This is a genomic window from Streptomyces sp. GB4-14 (assembly GCF_022696125.1).
GTDB lineage: Bacteria > Actinomycetota > Actinomycetes > Streptomycetales > Streptomycetaceae > Streptomyces > Streptomyces werraensis.
On the sequence record NZ_RZHO01000002.1, the window covers coordinates 2328685 to 2352299 of the forward strand.

23 protein-coding genes and 1 riboswitch are annotated in these 23615 nt (G+C 73.5%); of the genes, 7 read left to right on the forward strand and 16 right to left on the reverse strand.

Annotation, left to right across the window (positions count from 1 at the left end; translation table 11 throughout):
- Positions 1-106 precede the first annotated feature (106 nt).
- Positions 107-1381 carry a metallophosphoesterase gene (locus tag ELQ39_RS11650; protein ID WP_242591848.1) on the reverse strand — a complete coding sequence of 425 codons (1275 nt, stop codon included), beginning with the start codon at positions 1379-1381 and terminating at the stop codon, positions 107-109.
- 32 nt (positions 1382-1413) lie between these two features.
- A complete protein-coding gene (locus ELQ39_RS11655) occupies positions 1414-1662 on the reverse strand; it encodes an SCO4848 family membrane protein (RefSeq protein ID WP_048457923.1) in 249 nt (82 codons plus the stop codon).
- A gap of 91 nt (positions 1663-1753) precedes the next feature.
- Here ELQ39_RS11655 and ELQ39_RS11660 point away from each other — a divergent pair, with 91 nt between their 5' ends.
- Complete coding sequence (locus tag ELQ39_RS11660; RefSeq protein WP_337663003.1) at positions 1754-3028, forward strand: D-alanyl-D-alanine carboxypeptidase family protein; 1275 nt, start codon at positions 1754-1756, stop codon at positions 3026-3028.
- On the opposite strand, the gene ELQ39_RS11665 is transcribed toward ELQ39_RS11660, so the two are convergent.
- The 4 genes from ELQ39_RS11665 to ELQ39_RS11680 are packed head-to-tail and all read right to left on the reverse strand — an operon-like array spanning position 2976 to position 5780.
- On the reverse strand, positions 2976-3893 hold the full coding sequence (locus ELQ39_RS11665; RefSeq protein ID WP_190004847.1) for a YihY/virulence factor BrkB family protein: 918 nt from the start codon (positions 3891-3893) through the stop codon (positions 2976-2978). The genes ELQ39_RS11660 and ELQ39_RS11665 overlap by 53 nt on opposite strands.
- The gene (locus tag ELQ39_RS11670) at positions 3881-4318 is read right to left on the reverse strand and encodes a GtrA family protein (protein WP_242591850.1); all 438 of its coding nucleotides are present in this window, start codon (positions 4316-4318) and stop codon (positions 3881-3883) included. The genes ELQ39_RS11665 and ELQ39_RS11670 overlap by 13 nt, the downstream gene beginning before the upstream one ends.
- Positions 4315-5250: a decaprenyl-phosphate phosphoribosyltransferase gene (locus ELQ39_RS11675; protein ID WP_190004849.1), complete on the reverse strand. Its 936-nt coding sequence runs from the start codon at positions 5248-5250 to the stop codon at positions 4315-4317. Before ELQ39_RS11675 ends, ELQ39_RS11670 begins: the two co-directional genes overlap by 4 nt.
- The gene (locus ELQ39_RS11680) at positions 5247-5780 is read right to left on the reverse strand and encodes a phosphatase PAP2 family protein (protein ID WP_033272352.1); all 534 of its coding nucleotides are present in this window, start codon (positions 5778-5780) and stop codon (positions 5247-5249) included. Before ELQ39_RS11680 ends, ELQ39_RS11675 begins: the two co-directional genes overlap by 4 nt.
- Positions 5781-5912: 132 nt before the next feature.
- Here ELQ39_RS11680 and ELQ39_RS11685 point away from each other — a divergent pair, with 132 nt between their 5' ends.
- Both ELQ39_RS11685 and ELQ39_RS11690 read left to right on the forward strand, forming a co-directional pair.
- Positions 5913-7262 carry an FAD-binding oxidoreductase gene (locus ELQ39_RS11685; protein WP_190004850.1) on the forward strand — a complete coding sequence of 450 codons (1350 nt, stop codon included), beginning with the start codon at positions 5913-5915 and terminating at the stop codon, positions 7260-7262.
- A gap of 35 nt (positions 7263-7297) precedes the next feature.
- Complete coding sequence (locus ELQ39_RS11690) at positions 7298-8053, forward strand: decaprenylphospho-beta-D-erythro-pentofuranosid-2-ulose 2-reductase (protein ID WP_242591851.1); 756 nt, start codon at positions 7298-7300, stop codon at positions 8051-8053.
- A gap of 16 nt (positions 8054-8069) precedes the next feature.
- On the opposite strand, the gene ELQ39_RS11695 is transcribed toward ELQ39_RS11690, so the two are convergent.
- Together ELQ39_RS11695 and trpS are read right to left on the reverse strand one after the other, a co-directional pair.
- Positions 8070-8648 (reverse strand): 2'-5' RNA ligase family protein, encoded by a 579-nt coding sequence (locus ELQ39_RS11695; protein ID WP_190004852.1) that lies wholly within the window; start codon positions 8646-8648, stop codon positions 8070-8072.
- A gap of 208 nt (positions 8649-8856) precedes the next feature.
- Positions 8857-9870, reverse strand: a complete 1014-nt coding sequence (gene trpS / locus ELQ39_RS11700; RefSeq protein ID WP_190004853.1) for a tryptophan--tRNA ligase — start codon at positions 9868-9870, stop codon at positions 8857-8859.
- A 131-nt stretch (positions 9871-10001) separates the two neighbouring features.
- Here trpS and ELQ39_RS11705 point away from each other — a divergent pair, with 131 nt between their 5' ends.
- The 3 genes from ELQ39_RS11705 (at position 10002) to ELQ39_RS11715 (ending at position 12271) form a co-directional block, all read left to right on the forward strand.
- Entirely contained in the window at positions 10002-10544 is a 543-nt protein-coding gene (locus tag ELQ39_RS11705; RefSeq protein WP_225626010.1) for an RNA polymerase sigma factor, read from the forward strand.
- The gene (locus ELQ39_RS11710; protein ID WP_242591852.1) at positions 10541-11356 is read left to right on the forward strand and encodes a hypothetical protein; all 816 of its coding nucleotides are present in this window, start codon (positions 10541-10543) and stop codon (positions 11354-11356) included. Before ELQ39_RS11705 ends, ELQ39_RS11710 begins: the two co-directional genes overlap by 4 nt.
- 219 nt (positions 11357-11575) lie before the next feature.
- Positions 11576-12271 (forward strand): hypothetical protein, encoded by a 696-nt coding sequence (locus ELQ39_RS11715; RefSeq protein ID WP_242591853.1) that lies wholly within the window; start codon positions 11576-11578, stop codon positions 12269-12271.
- 18 nt (positions 12272-12289) lie between these two features.
- Here ELQ39_RS11715 and ELQ39_RS11720 read toward each other — a convergent pair whose 3' ends face one another.
- The 4 genes from ELQ39_RS11720 to pdxR form a co-directional block, all read right to left on the reverse strand.
- On the reverse strand, positions 12290-13741 hold the full coding sequence (locus tag ELQ39_RS11720) for a glycine hydroxymethyltransferase (protein ID WP_242591854.1): 1452 nt from the start codon (positions 13739-13741) through the stop codon (positions 12290-12292).
- A 35-nt stretch (positions 13742-13776) separates the two neighbouring features.
- A riboswitch (ZMP/ZTP riboswitch) is annotated at positions 13777-13863 on the reverse strand.
- An 87-nt stretch (positions 13864-13950) separates the two neighbouring features.
- Positions 13951-15135 (reverse strand): glutathionylspermidine synthase family protein, encoded by a 1185-nt coding sequence (locus ELQ39_RS11725; protein WP_242591855.1) that lies wholly within the window; start codon positions 15133-15135, stop codon positions 13951-13953.
- 6 nt (positions 15136-15141) lie between these two features.
- Entirely contained in the window at positions 15142-15477 is a 336-nt protein-coding gene (locus tag ELQ39_RS11730; RefSeq protein ID WP_190004859.1) for a hypothetical protein, read from the reverse strand.
- Positions 15478-15686: 209 nt separating this feature from the next.
- Positions 15687-17069, reverse strand: a complete 1383-nt coding sequence (pdxR, locus tag ELQ39_RS11735) for a MocR-like pyridoxine biosynthesis transcription factor PdxR (RefSeq protein ID WP_242591856.1) — start codon at positions 17067-17069, stop codon at positions 15687-15689.
- A gap of 47 nt (positions 17070-17116) precedes the next feature.
- On the opposite strand from pdxR, the gene ELQ39_RS11740 reads away from it, so the two are divergent.
- A complete protein-coding gene (locus tag ELQ39_RS11740; protein ID WP_242591857.1) occupies positions 17117-17623 on the forward strand; it encodes a carboxymuconolactone decarboxylase family protein in 507 nt (168 codons plus the stop codon).
- 7 nt (positions 17624-17630) lie between these two features.
- On the opposite strand, the gene ELQ39_RS11745 is transcribed toward ELQ39_RS11740, so the two are convergent.
- The 4 genes from ELQ39_RS11745 to ELQ39_RS11760 are packed head-to-tail and all read right to left on the reverse strand — an operon-like array spanning position 17631 to position 23503.
- The gene (locus ELQ39_RS11745) at positions 17631-18587 is read right to left on the reverse strand and encodes an ABC transporter substrate-binding protein (protein WP_190004862.1); all 957 of its coding nucleotides are present in this window, start codon (positions 18585-18587) and stop codon (positions 17631-17633) included.
- 1 nt (position 18588) lies between these two features.
- Positions 18589-20538, reverse strand: a complete 1950-nt coding sequence (locus tag ELQ39_RS11750; protein WP_242591858.1) for an ABC transporter permease — start codon at positions 20536-20538, stop codon at positions 18589-18591.
- Positions 20538-21974 carry a quaternary amine ABC transporter ATP-binding protein gene (locus ELQ39_RS11755; RefSeq protein ID WP_242591859.1) on the reverse strand — a complete coding sequence of 479 codons (1437 nt, stop codon included), beginning with the start codon at positions 21972-21974 and terminating at the stop codon, positions 20538-20540. The genes ELQ39_RS11750 and ELQ39_RS11755 overlap by 1 nt, the downstream gene beginning before the upstream one ends.
- The gene (locus tag ELQ39_RS11760; RefSeq protein ID WP_242591860.1) at positions 21971-23503 is read right to left on the reverse strand and encodes a GMC family oxidoreductase; all 1533 of its coding nucleotides are present in this window, start codon (positions 23501-23503) and stop codon (positions 21971-21973) included. Before ELQ39_RS11760 ends, ELQ39_RS11755 begins: the two co-directional genes overlap by 4 nt.
- Positions 23504-23615 lie beyond the last annotated feature (112 nt).

Genomic DNA, 23615 nt, shown 5'->3' on the forward strand with positions numbered 1-23615 from the left:
ACACCGCCCGCCGGCCGGAGGCCGAGCGTCCCGGGGCAGTACGCGGGTCATCCCCCGCGGGGCGCTGCCACCGGCCCGTCGCCGGAGGCGAACGCGTCTGCCGGTGCTACGCCTGGCGGGAGGCCAGTTCGATCACCGTGATGTCCGAGGGGGCGCCCACCCGGGTGGGCGGGCCCCAGGCGCCGGCGCCTCGGCTGACGTAGAGCTGGGTGTCGCCGTAGCGGTCGAGGCCCGCCACGGTCGGGTTCGCGCCGCGCGCGATCAGATTGCCCGGCCAGAGCTGGCCGCCGTGGGTGTGGCCCGAGAGCTGGAGGTCCACGCCGTGGTCGACGGCCTCGTGGATCTGCACCGGCTGGTGGGCCAGCAGCACGCACGCCCGCGCGCGATCCCGGTCGCCGAGGGCGCGGGCGAAGTCCGGTCCCTGGCCCTCGTCCTCGCCTGCGACGTCGTTCACGCCCGCGAGGTCGAAGTGGGGCAGCTCCGTGCGGGCGTTCTCCAGCGGGTTCAGGCCGAGCCGGCGGACCTCCTCGACCCACTGCTCGGCGCCGGAGAAGTACTCGTGGTTGCCGGTGACGAAGAACGACCCGTGACGTGCCGTCAGCTGGGCCAGCGGGGCGGCCGCCGGGCCGAGGTCCTGCACGCTGCCGTCGACCAGGTCGCCGACGACCGCGATCAGGTCGGGCTGGGTCGAGTTGACCGTGTCGACGACCTTCTGCGCGAAGCCGCGCCCCAGCACCGGTCCCAGGTGGATGTCGCTGACCACGGCGATCCGGTAACCGTGTGCGGCGCGCGGCAGCTTGGCCAGCGGCACGGTGACCCGCTTGACCTTCGGCCCGCGCAGCACGCCGTAGGTCCCGTACCCGACGGTTCCGACCGCGGCCGCGGCGGCCGCTCCGCCGACGACCCGGGAGACGAACAGCCGCCGGGAGGGGCCGTCGCCGGCTCCGGCGGTGTCCGTGGTCTCCGGCTCCTCCGCCGGGCCCTCGGCCTCCGGGTCCGCGCCCGCCGCCCGGCCGGCCGGTATCGGGGCGCGGGCCGACGCCGGTGCGGACGTCCGCGCCCGCCGCTCCAGCACCCTGCGCAGCACGGGGCGGACCAGCTCACCGGCCAGCAGGGCCAGCAGCAGGTACAGGGTGAGGGCCAGCCACAGGTACCCCGGCCAGGCCAGCACGCGCTGCAGGGTGAACGGCGCCTCCGTGCGGGAGGCGACCATGCCGCCGATGAACAGCAGCCACCCTCCGACGACCACCGCCGCGCCGATGCGGCGCACGGGGCCGGGCCCCGCCGTGGTGTCCCGGAAGAGTCGGCGCCACACGTACCAGTTGCCCGTCACCAGGACGGCGACGACCAGCAGTGCGACGAGTACGAAGACGATGGCCACGAGGCGGACTTCCCCTGCTTCCCGTTACGGCGTCACGAGGTCCGTGACGTCCGGCTCAATGCGCGCAGACCGCGCAACCCGATGCCCCCGACGACCGTCCCCAGTACGAAGGAGACGACGGCGAGCGTCAGGTGAACGAAGAAGTACGCCGTGGGGTGCCCGTCGTCGAAGGCGAGCCCACTGCTGTCCTTGACCAGGTTCTTGACGAAAGTGATCCAGATGACCCAGCTCCACACCCCGAAGGCGAGCAGGAACCAGGAGACGGGGCGGCTGAGCTTCATGCGTCCAGTATCGCCACGCGCTGTCCGGTTCCCTTCGCGGGGTGGGGACCGGGCGGGGACGTCCCCAGGGATGGCATGTACCTTGCGGACCGTGCCCGCTACCGAGAAGACCGTCCGGCGCTCCGCGCTGATCGCCTCCGCCGTCCTGCTGTCCACCGCGCTGACCGCGCCGGCCGCCCTCGCGGCGCCCGAGCCGACGACGTCCCCGTCCGCCGTACCGCCTGCGCGGATGTCGACCGTGGGCGGGGAGCGGCTGGGCAGGCCGGGGACCCAGGTGAACCTGGCCGCCGGGGTGCCGGTGCTGCCGAAGGAGCTGTCCGCCCGGTCGTGGATCGTCGCGGACGCCGAGAGCGGCGACGTGCTCGCCGCGCACAACGCGCACTGGCGGATGGCCCCGGCGAGCACCCTGAAGATGCTGTTCGCCGACACGCTGCTGCCGAAGTGGCCGCGCACGACTACGCACCGTGTGGAGCCCTCGGACCTGGCGGGTGTCGGCGCCGGGTCCAGCATGGTGGGCGTGAAGGAGGACGAGACGTACACCGTCCACGACCTGTGGCTCGGCGTCTTCCTGCGCTCCGGCAACGACGCCGTGCACGTGCTGTCCGCGATGAACGGCGGCGTGAAGAAGACCGTCGACGAGATGAACGAGCACGCCGAGGAGCTGCAGGCCGGCGACACGCACGCCGTGAGCCCCGACGGCTACGACGCCCCGGGCCAGGTGTCCTCCGCGTACGACCTGACCCTGATCGCCCGCTCCGGGCTGCAGAAGAAGGACTTCCGGGAGTACTGCTCGACGGTGCGGGCGCAGTTCCCCGGGGAGACGAAGAAGAACAAGAAGGGCAAGCGGGTCCGCGGGTCCTTCGAGATCCAGAACACCAACCGGCTGCTCAGCGGCGACTACGACGTGCCCGTCTACCAGGGCATAGCCGGGGTGAAGAACGGCAACACCACCAACGCCGGGGCGACCTTCACCGGGGTCGCCGAGCGCGACGGCAAGGTGCTGCTGGTGACCGTGATGAACCCGCAGAAGAAGGAGTCCAACGGGGTCTACAAGGAGACCGCGCGCCTCTTCGACTGGGGCTTCGCCGCGGCCGGCAAGGTCGAGCCGGTGGGCGAGCTGGTGCCGCCGAAGAGCGTGGAGGAGGCGAACGCCGCGGCCGGTCCGTCCGCGTCGCCCGGCCAGGCGGGGGGCACCGGGGCCGGGTCGAAGCCGGTGGCGAGCGCGCACACGGGCGGCGGCGCCGACGGCATGGGTGTGGCGTTCGGCATCGCCGGCGGGGTGGTGGTGCTGCTCGCGGGCGGCACGTTCCTGGTCAACCGGCGCTGGCCGCTGCCGGACCTGGTGCGCCGCCGTTCCCGTCCGTGACCTCGGCGGCCTCGTCGTCCTTGCTCGGGGTGGCCGTCCAGGCCGCGCAGAACAGGACGAGTTTGGTGGTGAGATTGATCCACAGCAGCAGCGCCACGGGGACACCGAAAGCGCCGTACATGCTCTTCGCGGCGACGCCCTGGATGTAGCCGCTGAGCAGCAGTTTCAGCAGTTCGAAGCCGACGGCGCCGGTGAGCGCGGCGACGGTCAGCCGGCGTCGGGAGGGCTCGACGCCGGGCAGCAGGGTGAGGACGTAGAGCAGGAGCAGGAAGTCGGTGCCGGCGGCGACGGCGAACGCGGCGATCTGCAGGATCACCCCGCCCCAGCCGCCCTTCTCCAGTCCGGCGGCGTCGCTGATCCGTCCGACCAGGGCGGTGGCGACGGCGGAGGCGGCCAGGGTGACGAGGACCGCGCCGCCGAGGCCGACGAGGATGCCCGCGTCCTTGCCCTTGCGCAGCAGCGGGTTCTCCTCGTCGTCGGGCAGCTCCCACACCGCGCGCAGGCACTCCCGCATGGAGCCGGCCCAGCTGATCCCGGTGAACACCAGGGCGGCGCCGGCGATCAGGCCGACGGTGCCCGCGTTGGCCGCCAGCTCCCCGACGTCGAGCTGGTCGGAGATGCCGGGCACCTGGTCGGTGATGGTGTTCTGGAGGGTGTCCTGGCGCTCCTTGCCGAGGGTCGCCGCGCCGATCGCGGCGGCCACGGTGAGCAGCGGGAACAGCGCGACGAAGCTGCGGAACGTCATCGCCGCGGCGAGCCGCGTCCAGTGCACCCGGTCCAGCCGCTCGAACGACCGCCACGCGTGCGTGAGCGACAGCCGGGTCACCCAGGGCCCCACCACAGGGAGCTTCTTCAGCCAGTCCACGATCCGACTCTGCCCGCATCCCGGAAGACCAATGTCCTGGTCCCCCAGAAACGGACGACGGTGGCCAGTGCCATACCGACCAGCGCCCCGGACACGGTGTCCGCGCGCTGCGAGGTGTAACCCAGCCCGTAGTGGCTGACGGCGAGGCAGAGGAGCTGTACGGCGGCGCCGGCGAGGTTGACGGCGAAGAACACCGCGAACGGGCGGGCGCCGCGCACGCGCCGGTCGCGGTAGGTTCCGTGGGCGTTGGCCGTGTAGGCGACGGAGCAGCCGGCGACGAAGGACAGCGCCTTCGCGGTGAGCGGCCCGAGTCCGCCGGGGCCGCGCAGATACGTGAAGAGGGCGAGGTCGACGGCGTAGGCGAGGAGGCCGGCGGTCGCGAAGCCGAGGAGCTCCCGCCGGTGCCGGCGCAGGCGGTCCCTCACCAGTCGGCCACCGCCAGGGCGTACATCGCCGCCCACACCAGGCCGATGAGGGCGAGGGCGCGGTCGCCGAGGACCACGTCCTCGGGTTCGCCCGCGGTGCCCCGGTCGGCGAAGACGGCGTAGCGCAGCACGGCGAGGACGAAGGCGACGACGGACAGCTGGCGCCAGGGCAGCACGCTGGTGTGCGGCACGCCGCCCTCCTCCAGGGCCCACAGGCAGTAGCCGAGGACGGCGACCCCGGCCGCGAGCTGCCACACGAAACGCAGGTAGCCGGTGGTGTACTCGGTGAGCAGCGCGCGCGTGGCTCCGCCGTTCCCGGCGAGCTGCACGGCCTCGGAGTAGCGCTTGGCGGCGACCATGAACAGGGCGCCGAAGCCGGTGGTGATGAGGAACCAGCGGGACAGCGGGATGCCGAGGGCGAGGCCGCCGGCCGTCGCGCGCATCACGAACCCGGCGGTGACGACGGCGAGATCGACGACGAGGACGTGCTTGAGGCTGACGCAGTAGGCCAGTTGCATCACGAGGTAGCCGGCGAGCAGCGCGGCCAGCTCCGGCGGGCACAGCAGCGCGGCGGCGGCCGGGGCGAGCACGCCGAGGGTGATTCCGGCGGCGTAGGCGGCGGGCACCGGGACCTGTCCGGCGGCGACCGGGCGGCGGCACTTGACGGGGTGGGCGCGGTCGGCCTCGGCGTCGCGCGCGTCGTTGACCAGGTAGACGGCGGCGGCGCAGGCGGTGAACAGCGTGAACACCAGGGCGAGCCGGGTCAGGGCGTGCGCGGTGAAGAGGACGCCCGCGGCGGCCGGGGCAGCGGCCACCAGGACGTTCTTGACCCACTGCTTGGGGCGCGCGGTGCGCAGCAGGCCGGTGAGGAGCCCGCCCCGGACGGACGGTTCCGCCCGTTCCCGCTCGGGGCGCTCGCGCAGCAGCGTCACGCCGTGCCTCCCGTCATCCAGCGGGCACCGAGCCGGGCGGTGAGCGCGCCGAGGGCGGCGCCGGCGGCGACGTCCGACGGGTAGTGGACGCCGGCCACCAGCCGTGACACGCACACGGCGGCGGCCAGCGGCGGCACCGCGCGGGCGCCGAGCGCGCCGAAAGCGACGGCGGCGGCCGCGGCGGAGGTGGCGTGGGAGCTGGGGAAGGAGTGCCGTCCGACGGTGCCGACCAGGGGCTCGACATGAGCCGGGCGGGGGCGGCGCACGACCCGTTTCACCACGGAACTCGCCGCGTGCGCGCCCGCGGTGAGCGCGGTGCCGCGCAGCCAGGCGCCGCGCCGGGGTCGGTCCACGACGGCGCCCGCGAGGCCCGCCGCGACCCACACGGCGCCGTGCTCCCCCGCCCAGGACAGGGCGCGCGCGGCCCCGGCCACGCGCGGGTCGGAGCCGCACGCCCTGAGCGCGGAGACGATCCGGTGGTCCACCCCGTGGAGACCGCGGGGCCGGAAGAGGTCGTGCTGGTCGTCCATGTGGCTCACTGTTCACCCCCGGCGCACCGGAATTCCATCGCTTCGGGACGACATCCCATTAATCACCCGTTTCGGGGACGGGATTCACGTTTCAAAACCAACGGCTCACAGAGGGGCGATACGGTCGCCGTCATGCCTGCCGACACCGTTTCCGTCACGGGGTGGGGCCGCACCGCTCCGTCCGCCGCCCGGCTCGTCCGTCCGCGGACGTTCGAGGAGGCCGCCCTCGCCGTCCGGGGGTGCGGGGCGCGCGGCGGCATCGCGCGCGGCCTCGGCCGGGCGTACGGGGACGCCGCGCAGAACGCGGGCGGCGAGGTCTTCGACATGACCGGTCTGGACCGGATCCACGCGATCGACGCCGACGGCGGCACCGTGCTGTGCGACGCGGGCGTGTCCCTGCACCGGCTGATGGAGGTGCTGCTGCCGCTCGGCTGGTTCGTGCCGGTGACGCCCGGCACGCGGTACGTGACGGTCGGCGGGGCGATCGGCGCCGACATCCACGGCAAGAACCACCACGTCAGCGGGTCCTTCTCACGCCATGTGCTGTCGTTGGAGCTGCTCACCGCCGACGGGCAGGTGCGCACGGTGGCTCCGGGCACGCCGCTGTTCGAGGCGACCGCGGGCGGCATGGGGCTGACCGGGGTGATCCTCACCGCGACGGTCCGCCTCCAGCCCGTGCGGACCTCCTGGATGTCCGTCGACACCGAACGCGCGTCCGACCTCGACGATCTGATGGCCCGTCTCGCCGACACCGACCACCGCTACCGCTACTCGGTCGCCTGGATCGACCTGCTGGCGCGCGGCAGGGCCACCGGGCGCGCGGTCCTCACCCGCGGCGACCACGCCCCGCTCGACGCCCTGCCGCGCTCCGCCCGCCGTGAGCCGCTGTCGTTCCGCACCTCGCGCCTGCCCGCCGCGCCCTCCTTCGTGCCGGAGGGGCTGCTCAGCCGGACCACCGTGGGGCTGTTCAACGAGCTGTGGTTCCGCAAGGCGCCCCGCTCGCGGACCGGGCAGCTCCAGCGGATCCCCGCGTTCTTCCACCCGCTGGACGGCGTGCCGCACTGGAACCGGATCTACGGGCGGGGCGGCTTCGTGCAGTACCAGTTCGTCGTCGGACACGGCCGGGAGGACACCCTGCGCCGGATCGTGCGCCGGATCTCCCAGCGCCGCTGCCCGTCGTTCCTCGCCGTCCTCAAGCGGTTCGGGGACGCCGACCCGGGCTGGCTGTCGTTCCCGGTGCCCGGCTGGACCCTGGCGCTGGACATCCCGGCGTCGCTGCCCGGCCTCGGCGCCTTCCTCGACGAGCTCGACGAGGAGGTCGCCGCCGCCGGCGGCCGCGTCTACCTCGCCAAGGACTCCCGGCTGCGTCCCGAGCTGCTCGCGGCCATGTACCCCCGGCTGGACGACTTCCGCGCCCTGCGCGCCGAGCTGGACCCGCGCGGGGTGTTCACCTCGGACCTGTCCCGCCGCCTCCGCCTGTGACCCCCTCCCCTCTCCCGGCCCCCTGAGGAGCTGTCGTGAAGGACGCCTTCGGCCTCCCCCAGTCCCTGCTCGTGCTCGGCGGTACCTCCGAGATCGCGCTGGCGGTCACGCGGCGGCTGATCGCCCGCCGCACCCGCACGGTGTGGCTGGCCGGCCGCCCCTCCCCCGGCCTCGACGAGGCGGCCGGGCAGCTGCGCGCGCTCGGCGCCGAGGTGCACACCGTCGACTTCGACGCGCTCGACCCGGCCGGCCACGAGGACGCGCTCGGCAAGGTGTTCGCCGAGGGCGACGTCGACATGGTGCTGCTCGCCTTCGGCACCCTGGGCGACCAGGCGCGCGACGAGCGGGACCCGCGGGCCGCGGTGCGGGTCGCGCAGACCAACTACACCGGCGCGGTCTCCGCGGGCCTGGTGTGCGCGTGCGCCCTTCAGGCGCAGGGGCACGGCTCGCTGGTGGTGCTGTCGTCCGTCGCGGGCGAGCGGGCACGCCGCGCCAACTTCATCTACGGCTCCAGCAAGGCGGGCCTGGACGCGTTCGCGCAGGGCCTGGGCGACGCGCTGTACGGCACGGGCGTGCACGTGATGGTGGTGCGTCCCGGGTTCGTGCGGACGCGGATGACGGCGGGGCTGCCCGAGGCGCCGCTCGCCACCACCCCGGATGCGGTGGCGACGGCCGTGGAGCTGGGGCTGCGGCGCCGCTCGGAGACGGTGTGGGTGCCGGGCGCGCTGCGCGTGGTGATGTCGGCGCTGCGGCATCTGCCGCGCGGGGTGTTCCGCCGGCTGCCGGTGTGAGGGCCGGCCGCCGGGGTCAACGCGCGGAGACCGAGCCCCGGTCGACGTGTCCCGCCTGCGGGGGCACCACGGCGGTCCCGAAGGGGAAGTCGCGCAGCTTGCGCCACACCGCGTCGGCGCCCTGCTCGTAGAGGGCGAAGCCGGTGCAGGGCCACTCGGCCTCGTACCCGGCGAGGTCCTCGTAGGCGCGGTCCATGGCCGCCTCGTCGATGCCGTGCGCCACGGTGACGTGCGGGTGGTAGGGGAACTGCAGCTCGCGGGCGACCGGCCCGGACGGGTCGCGGACCTGCTGCTGCAGCCGCGTGCAGGCCTCGGCGCCCTCGACGACCCGGACGTACACCACCGGCGACAGCGGCCGGAAGGTGCCCGTGCCCGACAGCCTCATCGGGAACGGCCTGCCCGCCGCCGCGACCTCCGCGAGGTGCGCCTCGACGGCCGGGACGGCCGTGTCGGCGACCTCCGTCGGCGGCAGCAGGGTGACGTGCGTGGGGATGCCGTAGGCGGCGGCGTCGCCGAAGCCCGCGCGCAGCTGCTGAAGCCGGCTGCCGTGAGGCTCCGGGACCGCGATCGACACGCCGATCGTTACGGTCCCCACGTCGTCTCCTGTCGTTGTGGTGGTGAAGCGCGGTGGTGGAGCGGGTGCGCGTCCGGGTGACCGCCGAAGCGGTCACCCGTTCTCGACTGTACGACCACGACCCGGATGCGGGCAGGCGCAGGAGGAGTGATGTACAGCGCTGTGCGGTGGTACGGACGGGGCCCGTGGGCCCGTTCACCGCGCCGGTGCCGTGTCCGGCGCGGTGCTCTCAGTGCTTGGCGGGCAGGAAGCCGACCCGCTCGTACGCCTGGGCGAGGGTCTCCGCCGCGACGGCGCGCGCCTTCTCGGCCCCCTTGGCGAGGATCGAGTCGAGCGTCTCCGGGTCGTCCAGGTACTGCTGGGTGCGCTCCCGGAACGGAGTCACGAAGTCGACCATGACCTCCGCCAGGTCCGTCTTGAGCGCGCCGTAGCCCTTGCCCGCGTACTTCTCCTCCAGCTCCGGAACGGTGGTGCCGGTGAGAACGGAGTAGATCGTGAGCAGGTTGCTGACGCCGGGCTTCTCCGCCACGTCGTAGCGGATCACCGTGTCGGTGTCGGTGACGGCGCTCTTGACCTTCTTGGCGGTGGCCTTCGGCTCGTCGAGCAGGTTGATCAGGCCCTTGGGGGTGGACGCCGACTTGCTCATCTTGACCGCCGGGTCCTGGAGGTCGTAGATCTTCGCCGTCTCCTTGAGGATGTACGGCTTCGGGAGCGTGAAGGTGTCGCCGAACCGGCCGTTGAAGCGCGTGGCGAGGTCGCGGGTCAGCTCGATGTGCTGGCGCTGGTCCTCGCCCACCGGCACTTCGTGGGCCTGGTACAGCAGGATGTCCGCGACCTGCAGGATCGGGTACGTGAACAGGCCGACGGAGGCCCGGTCGGCGCCCTGCTTGGCGGACTTGTCCTTGAACTGGGTCATGCGGGAGGCCTCGCCGAACCCGGTGATGCAGTTCATCACCCAGGCGAGCTGGGCGTGCTCCGGCACATGGCTCTGCACGAAGAGGGTGCAGCGGTCCGGGTCGAGACCGGCGGCCAGCAGCTGGGCCGCGGCGAGCCGGGTGTTGGCCCGCAGCTCCTTCGGGTCCTGCGGGACCGTGATCGCGTGCAGGTCGACGACCATGTAGAAGGCGTCGTGGGTCTCCTGGAGCGCCACCCACTGGCGGACGGCACCGAGGTAGTTGCCGAGGTGGAAGGAGCCTGCTGTGGGCTGGATTCCGGAGAGCACGCGGGGTCGGTCAGTCGCCATGCACACCATTCTCTCAGGTTCCGCGGGGCGGTCCGGAACGGACCGGGAACAGGTGGGAACCGATCCGTTCCGCGGGGTGTAACAAGAGAGTGAGGACGCGGGAGGGGGGCCGCATCGTCGATGAGGCCGCGGTGATCGCACGCGTACGCGCCGGGCAGCCGGAGGCGTACGCGGAGCTGGTGCGCGCCCATACGGGCATCGCGCTCAGGGCGGCCGCCGCGCTCGGGGCGGGGCCGGACGCGGAGGACGTGGTGCAGCAGGCCTTCGTGAAGGCGTACTGCGCGCTGGGGCGCTTCCGGGACGGCGCGGCCTTCCGGCCGTGGCTGTTGTCGATCGTGGCCAACGAGACGAGGAACACAGTGCGCGCGGCGGCACGCAGGACGACCCTGGCCGGCCGGGAGGCGGCCCTCGTCGGGGCCGAGCCGGTGATACCGGAGTCGGCGGACCCCGCCGTCGCCACGCTGGAGACCGAGCGTCGCGCGGCCCTGCTGGCCGCCCTGGAGCAGCTGAGCGAGGAGCACCGGCTGGTCGTCACCTACCGGTACCTGCTGGAGATGGACGAGCGGGAGACGGCCGAGGCCCTGGGCTGGCCCCGGGGCACGGTGAAGTCCCGTCTGAACCGCGCCCTGCGCCGGCTCCGGCGGCTGCTGCCGGAAGGGGGTGCGCCGGCGTGAGCGGACGGCAGGAGGAGGAGCTGCGGCGTCTGCGCGAGGAGCTGCGCGCCTACGGCCGCACCCTGGACGCGCCGGACGGGCCGGCAGGTGCGGAGACGATGGCCGAGCGGGTGCTCGCCCGGATACTCGCAGAGGAACTCCCCGCCCCGGAGCCGCCCCCTCGGTCCCGCGTACGTGCGATCCGGCACTGGACGCGCACCCGCTGGCGCTCTCTCCTGACCGCCCTGTGCGGTCTGCTGACGGTGCTGGTGCTGACGCCCCCGGTGCGGGCGACGGTGAGCGACTGGTTCGGCTTCCACGGCGTCCAGGTACGGCACGACCCGTCGGCGGTGCCCACCCCGGGCGGCCGGGTGCCGGACTGCGCCGCTCCGGTGCGGCTGGAGGAGGCGGCCCGGCGGGCGGGCTTCACGCCCATGGTCCCGGAGGCGCTGGGTCCGCCGGACGCGGTGTCGGTCGGCGCCCTGCCGCACGGGCGGTCCCTGGTCAGCCTGTGCTGGATGGACGACGACGGCCGGACGGTCCGCCTGGACCAGTTCCCGGGCCGTCTGGACCTCATGTTCACGAAGACGGTGCGGGAACAGCCGGAGTGGCTGGACGTGGGGGGCCAGGGGCTGTGGTTCCCACGGCCGCATGTGCTGACCTTCTGGATGGTGGACGGGGAGGGGCGCAGGTTCACGCGGGAGGAACGGACGGCGGGGCCGACGCTGCTGTGGAGCCCGGCCGGCCGGGTCACCCTCCGCCTGGAGGGGGTGGAGTCGCGTGCGCGGGCGCGCGAGATAGCGACGTCCATCACCCCCGGGTCCGGCACGTGACCGCCCTCCCGGGGCTCCGCCCCGGACCCCGCTCCTCAAACGCCGGAGGGGCTGGGATGTCGACAGGGGGTCTGGGGCGCAGCCCCAGGGACGGGAAGGGAAGGGGCGGCGGGGGCGAAAACCCCCTGGGAACCCCACCGCACCGACCGGTGTATCAAAAGTGACAGGCGGCTCTCACCAAGCCGCACGAAGTTCGACCAGCCCAGTGGGGGACCACACATGCACACCTGGAAGGACGGCACCGGACGACACCTCAGGGCGATCCTCGTCGCCACCCTGGCCCTGCTCACCTGGGCCACCCCACCCGCCACCGCCGGAGGCCCCACCAGCGTCCTGATCGTCTCGGCGACGACCGGCAAGACCGCCAGCCTGTACTACGCCGACAAGCGCTACACAGCACTCGAGCGCCTGCTCGGCCCCGTGCACCAGGGCACCCGCACCAGGCCGCCCCACCTCGCCACGGCCTCCGGCCAGCACATCAACGTGACGTGGATGGTCCACGACGTGACCCCGTGGCGGGTGCACCAGATCGCCCTCCCCGACGGCAGTCAGGACGCCTGGATACACACGTCCACCCGCATCACGGACGGCAACGACGGCACCTGGCACCGCGCCGAGCAGCCGGCCAAGCTCCGCGCCCTGCTCGCGCAGCTGGGCGTGACGGCCACCGGCGCCTCCGCGCCCGCGGCGCAGCCGACCCCGCGTGAGGACCTGCACATGGCCCCCACGCCGGCAGCCGCCTCCGCCACGGACGGCGGCGGTGACGGCGCCGCCTGGTGGTGGGCGGTACCGGGCCTGGCGGCGGGAGCCGTCCTGGCCCTGGCACTGCGCCCGTACGCGCTCCGGGGTGCGGCCGCCGTGCGCGACCGCAGGGGCCGGGGCGACGGACCCCGCCAGGAACTCCTGGACGTGTGACGGAGCCGGCAGGCGACCTCAGCCGAGGTCGACCTCCGGGTACAGCGGGAAGCCCGCGACCAGATCGGTGGCCCGGCGCGAGATCTCGTCGGCGACCTTCTCGTCGAGGACGTGGGACGCCTTGGACGGCGCACCGGACTTGGTGGTGCCGGGCTCGGCGGTGGTGAGGACGCGGTCGATGAGACCGGCGACCTCGTCCATCTCCGCCGTGCCGAGCCCGCGCGTGGTCAGCGCCGGGGTGCCGATGCGGATGCCGGAGGTGTACCAGGCCCCGTTGGGGTCGGCCGGGATGGCGTTGCGGTTGGTGACGATGCCGGAGTCGAGCAGCGCCGCCTCGGCCTGCCGGCCGGTGAGGCCGTAGGAGGAGGCGACGTCGATCAGGTTGAGGTGGTTGTCGGTGCCGCCCGTCACGAGGGTGGCGCCGCGCCGCATCAGGCCCTCGGCGAGGGCGCGGGAGTTGTCCACGATCCGCTGGGCGTAGTCCTGGAAGGCGGGCCGGCGGGCCTCGGCGAGGGCGACCGCCTTCGCGGCCATGACGTGCGGCAGCGGCCCGCCGAGGACCATCGGGCAGCCGCGGTCGACCTGGTCCTTGAGGGAGTCGTCGCAGAGCACCATGCCGCCGCGCGGGCCGCGCAGCGACTTGTGGGTGGTGGTGGTGACGATCTGGGCGTGCGGCACGGGGTCGAAGTCGCCGGTGAGGACCTTGCCGGCGACGAGACCCGCGAAGTGCGCCATGTCGACCATGAGCGTGGCGCCGACCTCGTCGGCGATCTCCCGCATGATCCGGAAGTTCACGAGACGGGGGTAGGCGGAGTAGCCGGCGACGATGATCAGCGGCTTGAACTCGCGGGCGGTGGCGCGCAGCGCCTCGTAGTCGATCAGGCCGGTGGCCGGGTCGGTGCCGTAGGAGCGCTGGTCGAACATCTTGCCGGAGATGTTGGGCCGGAAGCCGTGGGTGAGGTGGCCGCCGGCGTCCAGGGACATGCCGAGCATGCGCTGGTTGCCGAAGGCCTGGCGCAGCTCCGCCCAGTCGGCGTCGGAGAGGTCGTTGATCTGGCGGACGCCGGTCTTCTCCAGGAAGGGCGCCTCGACGCGGTCGGCGAGGAGGGCCCAGAAGGCGACCAGGTTCGCGTCGATGCCGGAGTGCGGCTGGACGTAGGCGTGGCGGGCGCCGAACAGCTCGCGGGCGTGCTCCGCGGCCAGCGACTCCACGGTGTCCACGTTGCGGCAGCCGGCGTAGAAGCGGCGGCCGACGGTGCCCTCGGCGTACTTGTCGCTGAACCAGTTGCCCATCGCCAGCAGGGTGGCCGGGGAGGCGTAGTTCTCGGAGGCGATCAGCTTGAGCATCTCGCGCTGGTCGGCGACCTCCTGCCCGATCGCGTCGGCGACGCGCGGCTCGACGGCGCGGATCACGTCGAGGGCGGAGCGGAAGGCGGTGGACTCGGGGGTGAGCGAATGCTCGGCAGACATGGGGACCTCCGGACGTAGCGTTCAGCGTTCACGGTACGGATGGCCCAGGCGCACGGCACGTTCCTCGCGGGCCGCTCCCCGATGGTTGGTCCCATCCCAGCGCGCCAGTCACGGCCCGCGGGCCAGGTTACCGGGTGGCCCGGACCGGCGCGGCGGGTGTCCGCGATACGGGAGTGAGCGGCGCCCCGCCGTCGGCGCGGGGCCGCCGGTCAGAGGATGACGTGCGGCAGGAAGCGGGCGTACCCGTCGGTGACCAGGCCGGAGGACTCGCGGATGCCGAGGCCGGCGGCCTCGTGCTCCACCACCCAGGTGCCGAGGACGACGCGGTTGCCGTCGAAGTCGGGCAGCGGGGCGAGCTGCTGGTAGCAGCAGGGTTCGTCGCGGAGTCCCGGGGCGGTGCCGGGCTCGTGCACGGTGACGCCTGCGCCCTCGCGGCCCAGCAGCGGCTTGGCGACCCAGCCGGTGGTGTCCGCGAGTTCGCGGGGGCCGTCGAGGTAGGAGGGGAGGAGGTTGGGGTGACCCGGGTTGAGCTCCCAGAGGATCGCCAGCAGGGCCTTGTTGCTGAGCAGCATCTTCCAGGCGGGTTCGATCCACAGGGTGGAGCCGGTGCCTCCGCCGTTGTCGAGGGTGTCGAGCACGTGGTCGGCGAAGCGGTCGGTGGTGAGCCACTCCCACGGGTACAGCTTGAAGATGCTGCGGATGAACCGCAGGCGGGTGTCGACGAAGCGGCCCGAGAGGCGGTCCCAGCCGATCTCCTCCATGGAGAGCCAGTCGGTCTCCAGACCGGCCTGCTCGGCGGTCTCCTTGAGGTAGGCGACGGTCATCAGGTCCTCGCCGCTCTCGTCGCCCGCGGTGTGGGCGAAGTACAGCGGGCTGCCCGGCGGGAGCAGCGCGGACTGCTTCTTCCAGGCGTCGACGAGCCGTTCGTGCAGGGAATTCCACTGGTCGGCGCCGGGGAAGCGCTCCTCCATCCAGAACCACTGCGGGGAGGCCGCCTCCACCAGGGAGGTCGGGGTGTCCGCGTTGTACTCCAGGAGCTTCGCCGGGCCGGTGCCGTCGTAGCGGAGGTCGAAGCGGCCGTACAGGGACGGCAGTTCGTCCCTGCGGTGCCAGGACTCGGTGACGGCGTCCACGACCCGGGGGTCGGTGATGCCGAGGTCGGCGAAGCGGCCCTCGGTGACGATGTGCCCGGCCGCGGCCAGGCTCATCGCGTGGAGTTCCTCGACGGTCTCCTCCAGCGCCTCCACCTCGTCCAGGGCGAAGACGTAGTAGGCGCTCTCGTCCCAGTAGGGGCGCAGGGAGTCGTCGGGGTAGCGGGTCAGCGGGTAGATGAGCCCCTGTTCCTCGACGGTCTGCTGCCAGCCGGGGCGGGGCTCGGTGGTGCGCCGCTCCACGGCGGCTCAGCCCCCGCCGCTGCCGGAGCAGCCGAAGCCGCCCCGGTCGACGGCCTCGCTGCGGCTGAAGGTGCCGTGCTCGGCGTAGCCGTTGCGGACGTCGGAGTCGTAGTACCAGTCGGCGTCGGTGGTGCGGGACCTGCTCTTGCCCCGGGAGCCGGAGGAGCCGCCGGAGCAGTTCTTGTCGGAGACGACCTTGTACCCGTCGCCGAGGGTGTAGCTGTCGCGGTCCACGCACCGCCGGTCCGGGTCGGACCCGCAGGCCGACAGTGCCGCCGCGAGCACGCCCATGCCGCCCAGCACCACCGTGCTGGACCGCAGCCGTCGCCGTGTCTGCGCCATGCCCTTCGTTCCCCCTCGTGTCGCGCCGGACCGTTCCCGTGTCGCCCGGCTCGCGGCGGACAGCCTAGAGACCGTTCCGCCGGGCCGCACGGGAGCCCCCGCTCCCGCCCGCGTCGGCGGTGACGGTTTGTCAGCGTGTGGTGCGCTATGACCGATCGGCGCCGGCGGAAGACCCCGGGCTCCGGTCGCGGGAGGCGGCTCGGGCGCGGTCACGGCAGGGAGCGGAGCAGCGCGTCCAGGGTGCCGGCCCACGCGTGGTCGGGCGGGGTGGCGTAGCCGACCACGAGGGCGTCGCCGACGGGGTCGGTGACGCCGGGGTGACGGAAGGAGTCCAGGCCCTTCACGGCGAGGCCCTGCCAGGTGGCCGACCGCCGCACCGACTGCTCGGTGCCGGCGGGCAGTTCGAGCACCGCGTGCAGTCCGGCCGCGATGCCGGTGACGCGGACGTGGGGCGCCCGTGCGGCGAGGGCCTCGACGAGGGCGTCGCGGCGGCGCCGGTAGCGCAGGCGGGCGGCGCGGACCTGGCGGTCGTAGGCGCCGGAGGTCAGGAACTCGGCGAGGGTGAGCTGTTCCACGACGCCGACCGTCCTGCCGCCGCCGTGGTCGACGACGTCCGGCAGCAGCCACGGCGGCACCACCATCCAGCCCAGCCGCAGGCCGGGGGCGAGGGACTTGCTCGCGGTGCCGAGGTGGACCACCCGGCCGGGGTCGAGGTCCTGGAGGGCGCCGACGGGCTGGCGGTCGTAGCGGAACTCGCCGTCGTAGTCGTCCTCCAGGATCAGGCCGCCGGTGCGGCGCGCCCACTCCACCACGGCGGCCCGGCGCTCCGGGAGAAGCGCCCCGCCGAGCGGGAACTGGTGGGCCGGGTTGAGCAGCACCGCGTCGGCGTCGCCCGGGTCCTGGGCACGGGTGCCGAGGGCGTCCCGGGCGAGCGGCGCGGTCTCCAGGCCGGCGCGGTGGACGAGGTCCCAGTGGACGTCGAGGCCGTACGGCTCGACGGCGAGGGTGCGGGCGCCGCGGGCACGCAGCACCTCGGACAGCAGCTGGAGGCCGTGGGCGAAGCCGGAGCAGACGACGACGTGCCCGGGGTCCGCGCGTACGCCCCGGACCCGGGAGAGGTAGCCGGCGAGGGCCTCGCGGAGTTCCGGGCGGCCGCGCGGGTCGCCGTAGCCGAAGGCGTCGTGGGGTGCGGCGGCGAGGGCGCGGCGGGTGGCCCTGAGCCACTCGGCGCGCGGGAAGGAGGCGAGGTCGGGGGTGCCGGGCAGCAGGCTGTACGGGAGCCGGCCGGGGGTACGGCGAGGGGTGGGGGCGGCCGGGCGCTCGGGGACGGTGCGCGGGGCGACCCGGGTGCCGGAACCCTGGCGGGCGGTGAGCCAGCCCTCGGCGATCAGGTCGGCGTAGGCGTCGGCGACGGTGTTGCGGGCGATGCCCAGGTCGGCGGCGAGGGAGCGGGAGGAGGGCAGCCGGGTGTCCGGGGCGAGCCGGCCGCTGCGGACCGCTTCGCGCAGGGCGTCGGTCAGGCCGCGCCGCAGTCCGGGCCCGGCCGGGTCGAGGTGCAGGTCGATGCCGAAAGTGGCCCAGCGTTCCGCCATGGAACTGGACCATACTCCTGGGCTTCCTCGCCCCTAGGGTCGACGGCATGACGAACACCGACACGACCGGGACGGTCCCCTACGCGGCGGAGGAGCCCGCCCGCATGGAGTGGGCGAAGCACGCCCCCGAGGTCTACAAGGCGATGGTCCGGCTGGACGCCGCGGCCCGTAAGGGCCTGGACCCGAAGCTGGCCGAGCTGGTCAAGATCCGCGCCTCGCAGCTCAACCACTGTGCCTTCTGCCTGGACATGCACAGCAAGGACGCCCTCGCGGCGGGCGAGAGCGTGGAGCGGATCATCCAGCTGTCCGCGTGGGAGGAGTCGCGGCACTTCTACACGGAGAAGGAGATCGCCGCGATCGAGCTGACCGAAGCGGTCACGGTCCTCACGGACGGCTTCGTGCCCGACGAGGTGTACCAGCGGGCCGCCAAGCACTTCGACGAGGCGGAGCTGTCCCAGCTGATCGCCGCCATCGCGGTGATCAACGCCTGGAACCGGTTCGGCGTGACCTGCCGGATGACGCCCGGCCACTACCAGCCGGGACAGCGCCACTAGCGAGCGGTCAGGGCAGCCACTTCTCCCAGACGGAGCGGTGGCTGTCCACCCACTTCTTCGCCGCCTCTCCCGGCGACAGCTTCTGCTCGGCGATCATCAGGGAGACCTCGTTCTGGTCCTCGGTCGTCCACTCGAAGTTCCGCAGCAGCTCCGCCGCCTTGCCGCCGTTGCGCGCGAAGTCCGCGTTGAGGTACTTCTGCAGCGGGGTGTGCGGATAGGCGCAGGCGACCTTCTCCGGGTCCGCGTCGCAGCCCTCCTCGTACGGCGGCAGCTTCACCTCCGTCATCGGCACCTGCTCGGACAGCCACTGAGGGGTGTACCAGTAGGTGAGGAAGGGCTTCCTCTCCTTGGCGAACTGCTGGATCTGGGTGATCTGCGCGGCCTCGGAGCCCGCGAACACCACCCGGTAGTCCAGCTTCAGGTTCTTCACCAGCGCCTTGTCGTTGGTGACGTAGGACGGCGAGCCGTCGAGGAGCTGGCCCTTGCCGCCGCTCTCCGGGGTGCGGAACTCACCGGCGTACTTGTTCAGGTTCTTCCAGTCGGTGACGTCCGGGTGCCGCTTGGCGAAGTACGTCGGCACGAACCAGCCGATGTGCCCGGTGACGCCCAGGTCGCCGCCGCCCACGATGGTCTTCTTCTCCTCGACGTACCGCTGTTCCTGCTCGGGGTGGCCCCAGTCCTCCAGGATCGCGTCCACGCGGCCCTGGCTGAGGGCGTCCCAGGCGGGCACCTCGTCGACCTGCACGGTGTCGACGCGGTAACCCAGCTCGTGCTCCAGCAGGTACTGGGCGACGGCCACGTTGGCCTGGGCGCCGACCCAGGACTGCACCGAGAGGGTGACCGTCCTCGCCCCGCGCGCGTTGGCGAACGGCGAGGCCTGCCTGGTCATGTCGGCGGCCCCGCAGCCGGTCAGCAGCAGGAGCGCGCAGCCCGCCGCCACGGCGGGCATCGTACGGATCCGCATGTCACGCTCCCTTCGTCGTGCGGCGTCCGGTGGGCTGGGTGACCCGGTCGAGCATCAGGCCCAGGCAGACGATCGCGGCGCCGGCCACCAGTCCGGTCGCCAGGTCGCCCTGCGCAAGACCGAAGACGACGTCGTAGCCGAGCGCGCCGCCGCCGACCAGACCGCCGATGATCACCACGGCCAGGACCAGGACCACGCCCTGGTTGACGGCGAGGAGCAGCGCCGGGCGGGCCAGCGGAAGCTGCACCTGCCGCAGCTGCTGGGCGCCGGTGGCGCCGAGCGAGCGCGCCGACTCCAGGGCGGCGGGATCGACCTGGCGCAGCCCCTGCGCGGTGATGCGGACGACGGCGGGCAGCGCGTAGACGACCGCGGCGGCGACCGCCGGGGCGCGGCCCACGCCGAACAGGGCGACCACGGGGATCAGGTACACGAACTGCGGCATCGTCTGGAACACGTCCAGCACCGGGCGCAGCAGCCGCTCGACGCGGTCGCTGCGCGCGGCGGCGATGCCCGTGGCGAAGCCGATGACGAGGGTCACGGCGACGGCGGCGAGGACCTGCGACAGCGTGTCCAGCGACGGCCCCCACACGCCGAGCACCCCGATGGCGGCCATGGCGAGCACGGCGGTGAGGGCGGTGCGCCAGGTACCGATCAGCCAGGCCAGGGCGGCGACGATCAGCAGCACGCTCCACCAGGGCAGCCACTGGAGTCCGTCGCGGAGCGGGTCGAGCACCCAGGTGGTGAAACGGCCCGCCCAGTCGGCGGTGCCGCCGACCACGGGCACGCCCGAGTACAGGTGCGCGGTCATCCAGTCCACGGCCCGGTTGACCGGCTCCGCGATCCCGACCTCCCAGCTCTCCGGCCACTCCAGCCGGCCCGCGAGACGTCCCACGGCCGCGACGACGACCGCGGCGGCCAGGGCGCACGCGCCGAGCAGGCGGGCGTCGGGGGCGGGCGCGTCCCCGAGCCGGGCGCCGGCCGCGCCGGTCACCCGGTCCAGGACGACCGCCAGCAGCACGATCGGGATGCCGGCGGCGAGCGCGGCGCCCACGTCGACCGAGGCGAGCGCCTGGTAGACGCGGTCACCGAGGCCGCCCGCGCCGATCACCGACGCGATGACGGCCATGGAGAGGGCCATCATGATCGTCTGGTTGAGGCCGAGCAGCAGCTCCTTGCGGGCCAGCGGGACACGGGCGGTCAGCAGGCGCTGGCGTGCGGTCGTCCCGAGCGACTCGACGGCCTCCAGCACCTCCTTGTCCGCGCCGCGCAGCCCGAGCGCGGTGAGGCGGGCCATCGGCGGGGCGGCGTAGACGACCGTGGCGAGCACGGCCGCGGGGACGCCGATGCCGAAGACCAGCACGACCGGCAGGAGGTAGGCGAAGGCGGGCAGCACCTGCATGGTGTCGAGGACCGGGCGCAGTGCCCGGTGCATACGGTCGGACAGCCCGGCCGCGAGCCCGAGCAGCGCGCCCGCCACGACGGACGCGGCGACCGCGACCACCATGAGCGCGAGTGTCTGCATGGTGGGCACCCACATGCCCAGCAGTCCGCAGGCGAGGAACGCGGCGGCGGTCCCGAGCGCGAGCCGGACGCCCGCGACACGCCAGGCGGTCAGCGCGGCCACCGCGGTCACTCCCGCCCAGCCGACGGCGAGGAGAGCGAGATAGACGGCGCGTACGGCGATGACGACGGCGTTGCTGACGTGGCCGAGGAAGTACAGGAACAGGGGGTGGGAGTCGCGGTTGTCGACGATCCAGTCACTGGCGGTGCCGAGGGGCCCGGACAGGTCGACGGTCAACGCCCCGGGCCACGCCCCGCTCCCCCACCGGCTCGCCGCGAACGGCACGACGACGGCGGCGAGGACGAGCAGGACGCCGAGCTTGCGGACGAGCGCATTGCCGAGGACGCCGGAGGTCGCGGTCCCCCGCGTGGTGGCGGTGAGGGTCGTCATCAGACGGACTCCTCACCGGCGGCGGAGGCGGCCGCCCTGCCGGCGCCCGGGGCGGGCACGCCGGGCCGTCCGGCGCCGGCCGGCCCGTCCGCCCCGCCGTCGGCGGGCCCGTCGGTGTCCGGCCCGGCGGCACCGCCGACCGCGGCGTCATCGGCGGACGCGCCCGTGCCCGGGCCGGCGGGAGCGTCCCCGCCTGCGGCCGGGTACCCGGCGGGCGTGCCCGCGCCCCGGTGGGCGGAGCCGCCGGCGCCTCCGGCAGCGGCCGGTCCGTCCGACGCCGCGTCGGCGGGACCGCTCGCGTCCGTGAGCGCGGCGCTGCCGCTCGCGGCGTCATCCACGGAGGTGTCCGCGGGCGTGGCGGTGGGGTGGCCGGCCACCACGTTCAGCAACGCTTCCGCGTCCACGACGCCCACGCACTCGCCCCCGTCCAGGACGCGGGCGGGGGCACCGGCGGTGGCGACCGTTCCTATGGCCTCCGAGACCGTGGTGTCGGGGGCGACCGTCGGACCGGTGCCCGCCCGTTCCGCCGGCGAGGCGGGACGCATGGCCGTACGGACGGTCAGGACCTGCTCGCGCGGTACATCCTGGACGAACGCGCGCACGTAGTCGTCGGCGGGCGCGCCGACGATCTCCTCGGGCGTGCCGAGCTGCACCACACGGCCGTCCCGCATCAGCGCGATGCGGTCACCCAGCTTCAGCGCCTCCTGGAGGTCGTGCGTGATGAAGACCATCGTGCGGCCCTCCTCACGGTGCAGCCGCACCACCTCGTCCTGCATGTCCCGGCGGATCAGCGGATCGAGCGCGCTGAACGGCTCGTCGAACAGCAGCACTTCGGGGTCGACGGCGAGGGCGCGGGCCAGTCCGACCCGCTGCCGCTGGCCGCCGGAGAGCTGGGCCGGCCGGCGGCGTTCCATGCCGGCGAGACCGACCTTGGCGACGACCTCGGCGGCCTTCTCGCGCCGCGCGGCGCGGCCCATCCCCTGGATCTCCAGGCCGTAGGCGACGTTGTCGAGGACGGTGCGGTGCGGCAGCAGGCCGAAGTGCTGGAAGACCATGGCGGCGCGATGGCGCCGCAGTTCCCGCAGCCGCGTCCCGTCCATCGCGCGGACGTCCTCGCCGTCGATGGCGATACGGCCCGCGGTCGGCTCGATCAGCCGGGTCAGACAGCGCACCAGTGTGGACTTGCCGGAGCCGGACAGGCCCATGACGACGAAGACCTCGCCCTTGCGGACGTCGAAGGAGACGTCCCGCACGGCTGCGGTGCAGCCGGTGCGGGCGCGCAGCTCGGCCGCGTCGAGGGAGGCGAGTGCGGGGTCGGCGGGCACCCTGTCGGCGCGGGGCCCGAAGACCTTCCACAGTCCGTCGACGGAGAAGACGGGCGGGGTGCCCGGGTTGGACGCGGATGCGGCGGAGCCGGCCACGGTCGTCGCGCTCATCGCGCATCACCGCCGATCAGCTCAACGGCGCGCTCGCCGACCATCAGCACGCCGATCATCGGGTTGACGGCGGTCATGGTCGGGAAGACGGAGGCGTCGGCGATGCGGATGCCCTCGAGGCCCCGGATCCGCAGCTCGGGGTCGACGACCGCGGCCTCGTCGTCGGGGGCGCCCATCCTGCAGGTGCCGGCCGGGTGGTAGACGGTGTGCGCGACCTTGCGGGCGTACTCGCTCAGCTCCTCGTCGCCGGTGACGTCCGGACCGGGCGCCACCTCCCGCTTGAGCCAGTGCGCGAGCGGCTCGGTCCTGGCGATCTCGCGCGCGATGCGGATGCCGTCGACGAGCGTGCGGCCGTCGTAGTCGTCCTCGTCGGTGAAGTACCGGAAGTCCAGCGCCGGCTTGACCTCGGGGTCGGCGCTGGTCAGGTACAGCCGGCCGCGGCTCTTCGGCTTGGGGATGTTCGGCGTCATGGAGACCCCGAACTCCGGCCGCTCGTATCCCAGTCGCTCCGGGTTGTCCGTGAAGGGGATCTGGTAGAAGTGGAACATCAGGTCGGGGCCCGCGTGTCCGGGGTCCCGGCGCACGAACAGACCGGCGTCGGAGTCCATCGCCGAGTTCTCCGGGATGGGCCCTTCGGTCTCCCACACGATCACCGACTCGGGGTGGTCGAGCAGGTTCTCGCCGACCCCCGGCAGGTGGTGCGCCACGGGGATGCCGAGCGCCTCCAGGTCCTCGCGCGGTCCGATGCCGGAGTGCAGCAGCAGCCGCGGCGAGTCGACGGCGCCGGCGCACAGCACCACCTCGTTGCGGGCGCGGATCAGCACCTCCTCGCCGTCCTTGGTGCGCACATGGACGCCCTCGGCACGGGTGCCGTCCAGTTCCAGCTTGTACGCCCAGGTCTCCAGCCAGAGCGTCAGGTTGGTCCGTTCGTCCATCACCGGGTGCAGGTACGCCACCGAGGCGGAGGACCGCTTGTTGTTCTCGGGGTGGTAGGCGAGGTCGAAGAAGCCGGCGCCCTCGGTGAACGGCTTCTTGTTGAAGCCCTCGATGCGCGGCACCCCGAGCGCGTTCTGCGCGGCGTCGACGAAGTCGCGGGCGATGGCGTTCCGGTCCTTCTCGTCGACCGGGACGATGTTGTTCTTCAGCCGGGCGTAGTACGCCTCCATCTGCACGGCGCCCCAGCCCTTGGCGCCGGCCCGCTCCCACTCGTCCCAGTCGGACGGCAGCGGCTTGAACGCGATGAGGGTGTTGTGCGAGGAGCAGCCGCCGAGGACGCGGGCGCGGCTGTGCCGGATGTGCGAGTTGCCGCGTGGCTGCTCGGTGGTGGGGTAGTCGTAGTCGAGTTCGCCGCCGAGCAGCCCCATCCAGCGGCGCAGCGTCAGCACGTCCTCGCGGCCGACGTCGCTGGGGCCGCCCTCGATGACGGCGACGGTGACGTCCGGGTTCTCGGTGAGGCGGGAGGCGATGACGGAACCGGCGGTGCCGCCGCCTATGACGACGTAGTCGTAGACAGGAGTCTTCTGGGTCATGGAGGTACTCCAGGGGCTCGGACGGGAAGGACGCCCCGGGAGGGGCGCCCGAAGGGGGCGCGGGGCTCTGTCGACATGCGGCTCCGCCGCGTGAGCGCGATCAGCCCCCACG

What these genes read in the sequence shown, in the direction of transcription:
- ELQ39_RS11655 (WP_048457923.1), bottom strand. Translation starts at nt 1,662, where the DNA reads ATGAAGCTCAGCCGCCCCGTCTCCTGGTTCCTGCTCGCCTTCGGGGTG.
- ELQ39_RS11680 (WP_033272352.1), bottom strand. Translation starts at nt 5,780, where the DNA reads ATGGACGACCAGCACGACCTCTTCCGGCCCCGCGGTCTCCACGGGGTG.
- ELQ39_RS11685 (WP_190004850.1), top strand. Translation starts at nt 5,913, where the DNA reads ATGCCTGCCGACACCGTTTCCGTCACGGGGTGGGGCCGCACCGCTCCG.
- trpS (WP_190004853.1), bottom strand. Translation starts at nt 9,870, where the DNA reads ATGGCGACTGACCGACCCCGCGTGCTCTCCGGAATCCAGCCCACAGCA.
- ELQ39_RS11715 (WP_242591853.1), top strand. Translation starts at nt 11,576, where the DNA reads ATGCACACCTGGAAGGACGGCACCGGACGACACCTCAGGGCGATCCTC.
- ELQ39_RS11720 (WP_242591854.1), bottom strand. Translation starts at nt 13,741, where the DNA reads ATGTCTGCCGAGCATTCGCTCACCCCCGAGTCCACCGCCTTCCGCTCC.
- ELQ39_RS11730 (WP_190004859.1), bottom strand. Translation starts at nt 15,477, where the DNA reads ATGGCGCAGACACGGCGACGGCTGCGGTCCAGCACGGTGGTGCTGGGC.
- pdxR (WP_242591856.1), bottom strand. Translation starts at nt 17,069, where the DNA reads ATGGCGGAACGCTGGGCCACTTTCGGCATCGACCTGCACCTCGACCCG.
- ELQ39_RS11740 (WP_242591857.1), top strand. Translation starts at nt 17,117, where the DNA reads ATGACGAACACCGACACGACCGGGACGGTCCCCTACGCGGCGGAGGAG.
- ELQ39_RS11745 (WP_190004862.1), bottom strand. Translation starts at nt 18,587, where the DNA reads ATGCGGATCCGTACGATGCCCGCCGTGGCGGCGGGCTGCGCGCTCCTG.
- ELQ39_RS11750 (WP_242591858.1), bottom strand. Translation starts at nt 20,538, where the DNA reads ATGACGACCCTCACCGCCACCACGCGGGGGACCGCGACCTCCGGCGTC.
- ELQ39_RS11755 (WP_242591859.1), bottom strand. Translation starts at nt 21,974, where the DNA reads ATGAGCGCGACGACCGTGGCCGGCTCCGCCGCATCCGCGTCCAACCCG.
- ELQ39_RS11760 (WP_242591860.1), bottom strand. Translation starts at nt 23,503, where the DNA reads ATGACCCAGAAGACTCCTGTCTACGACTACGTCGTCATAGGCGGCGGC.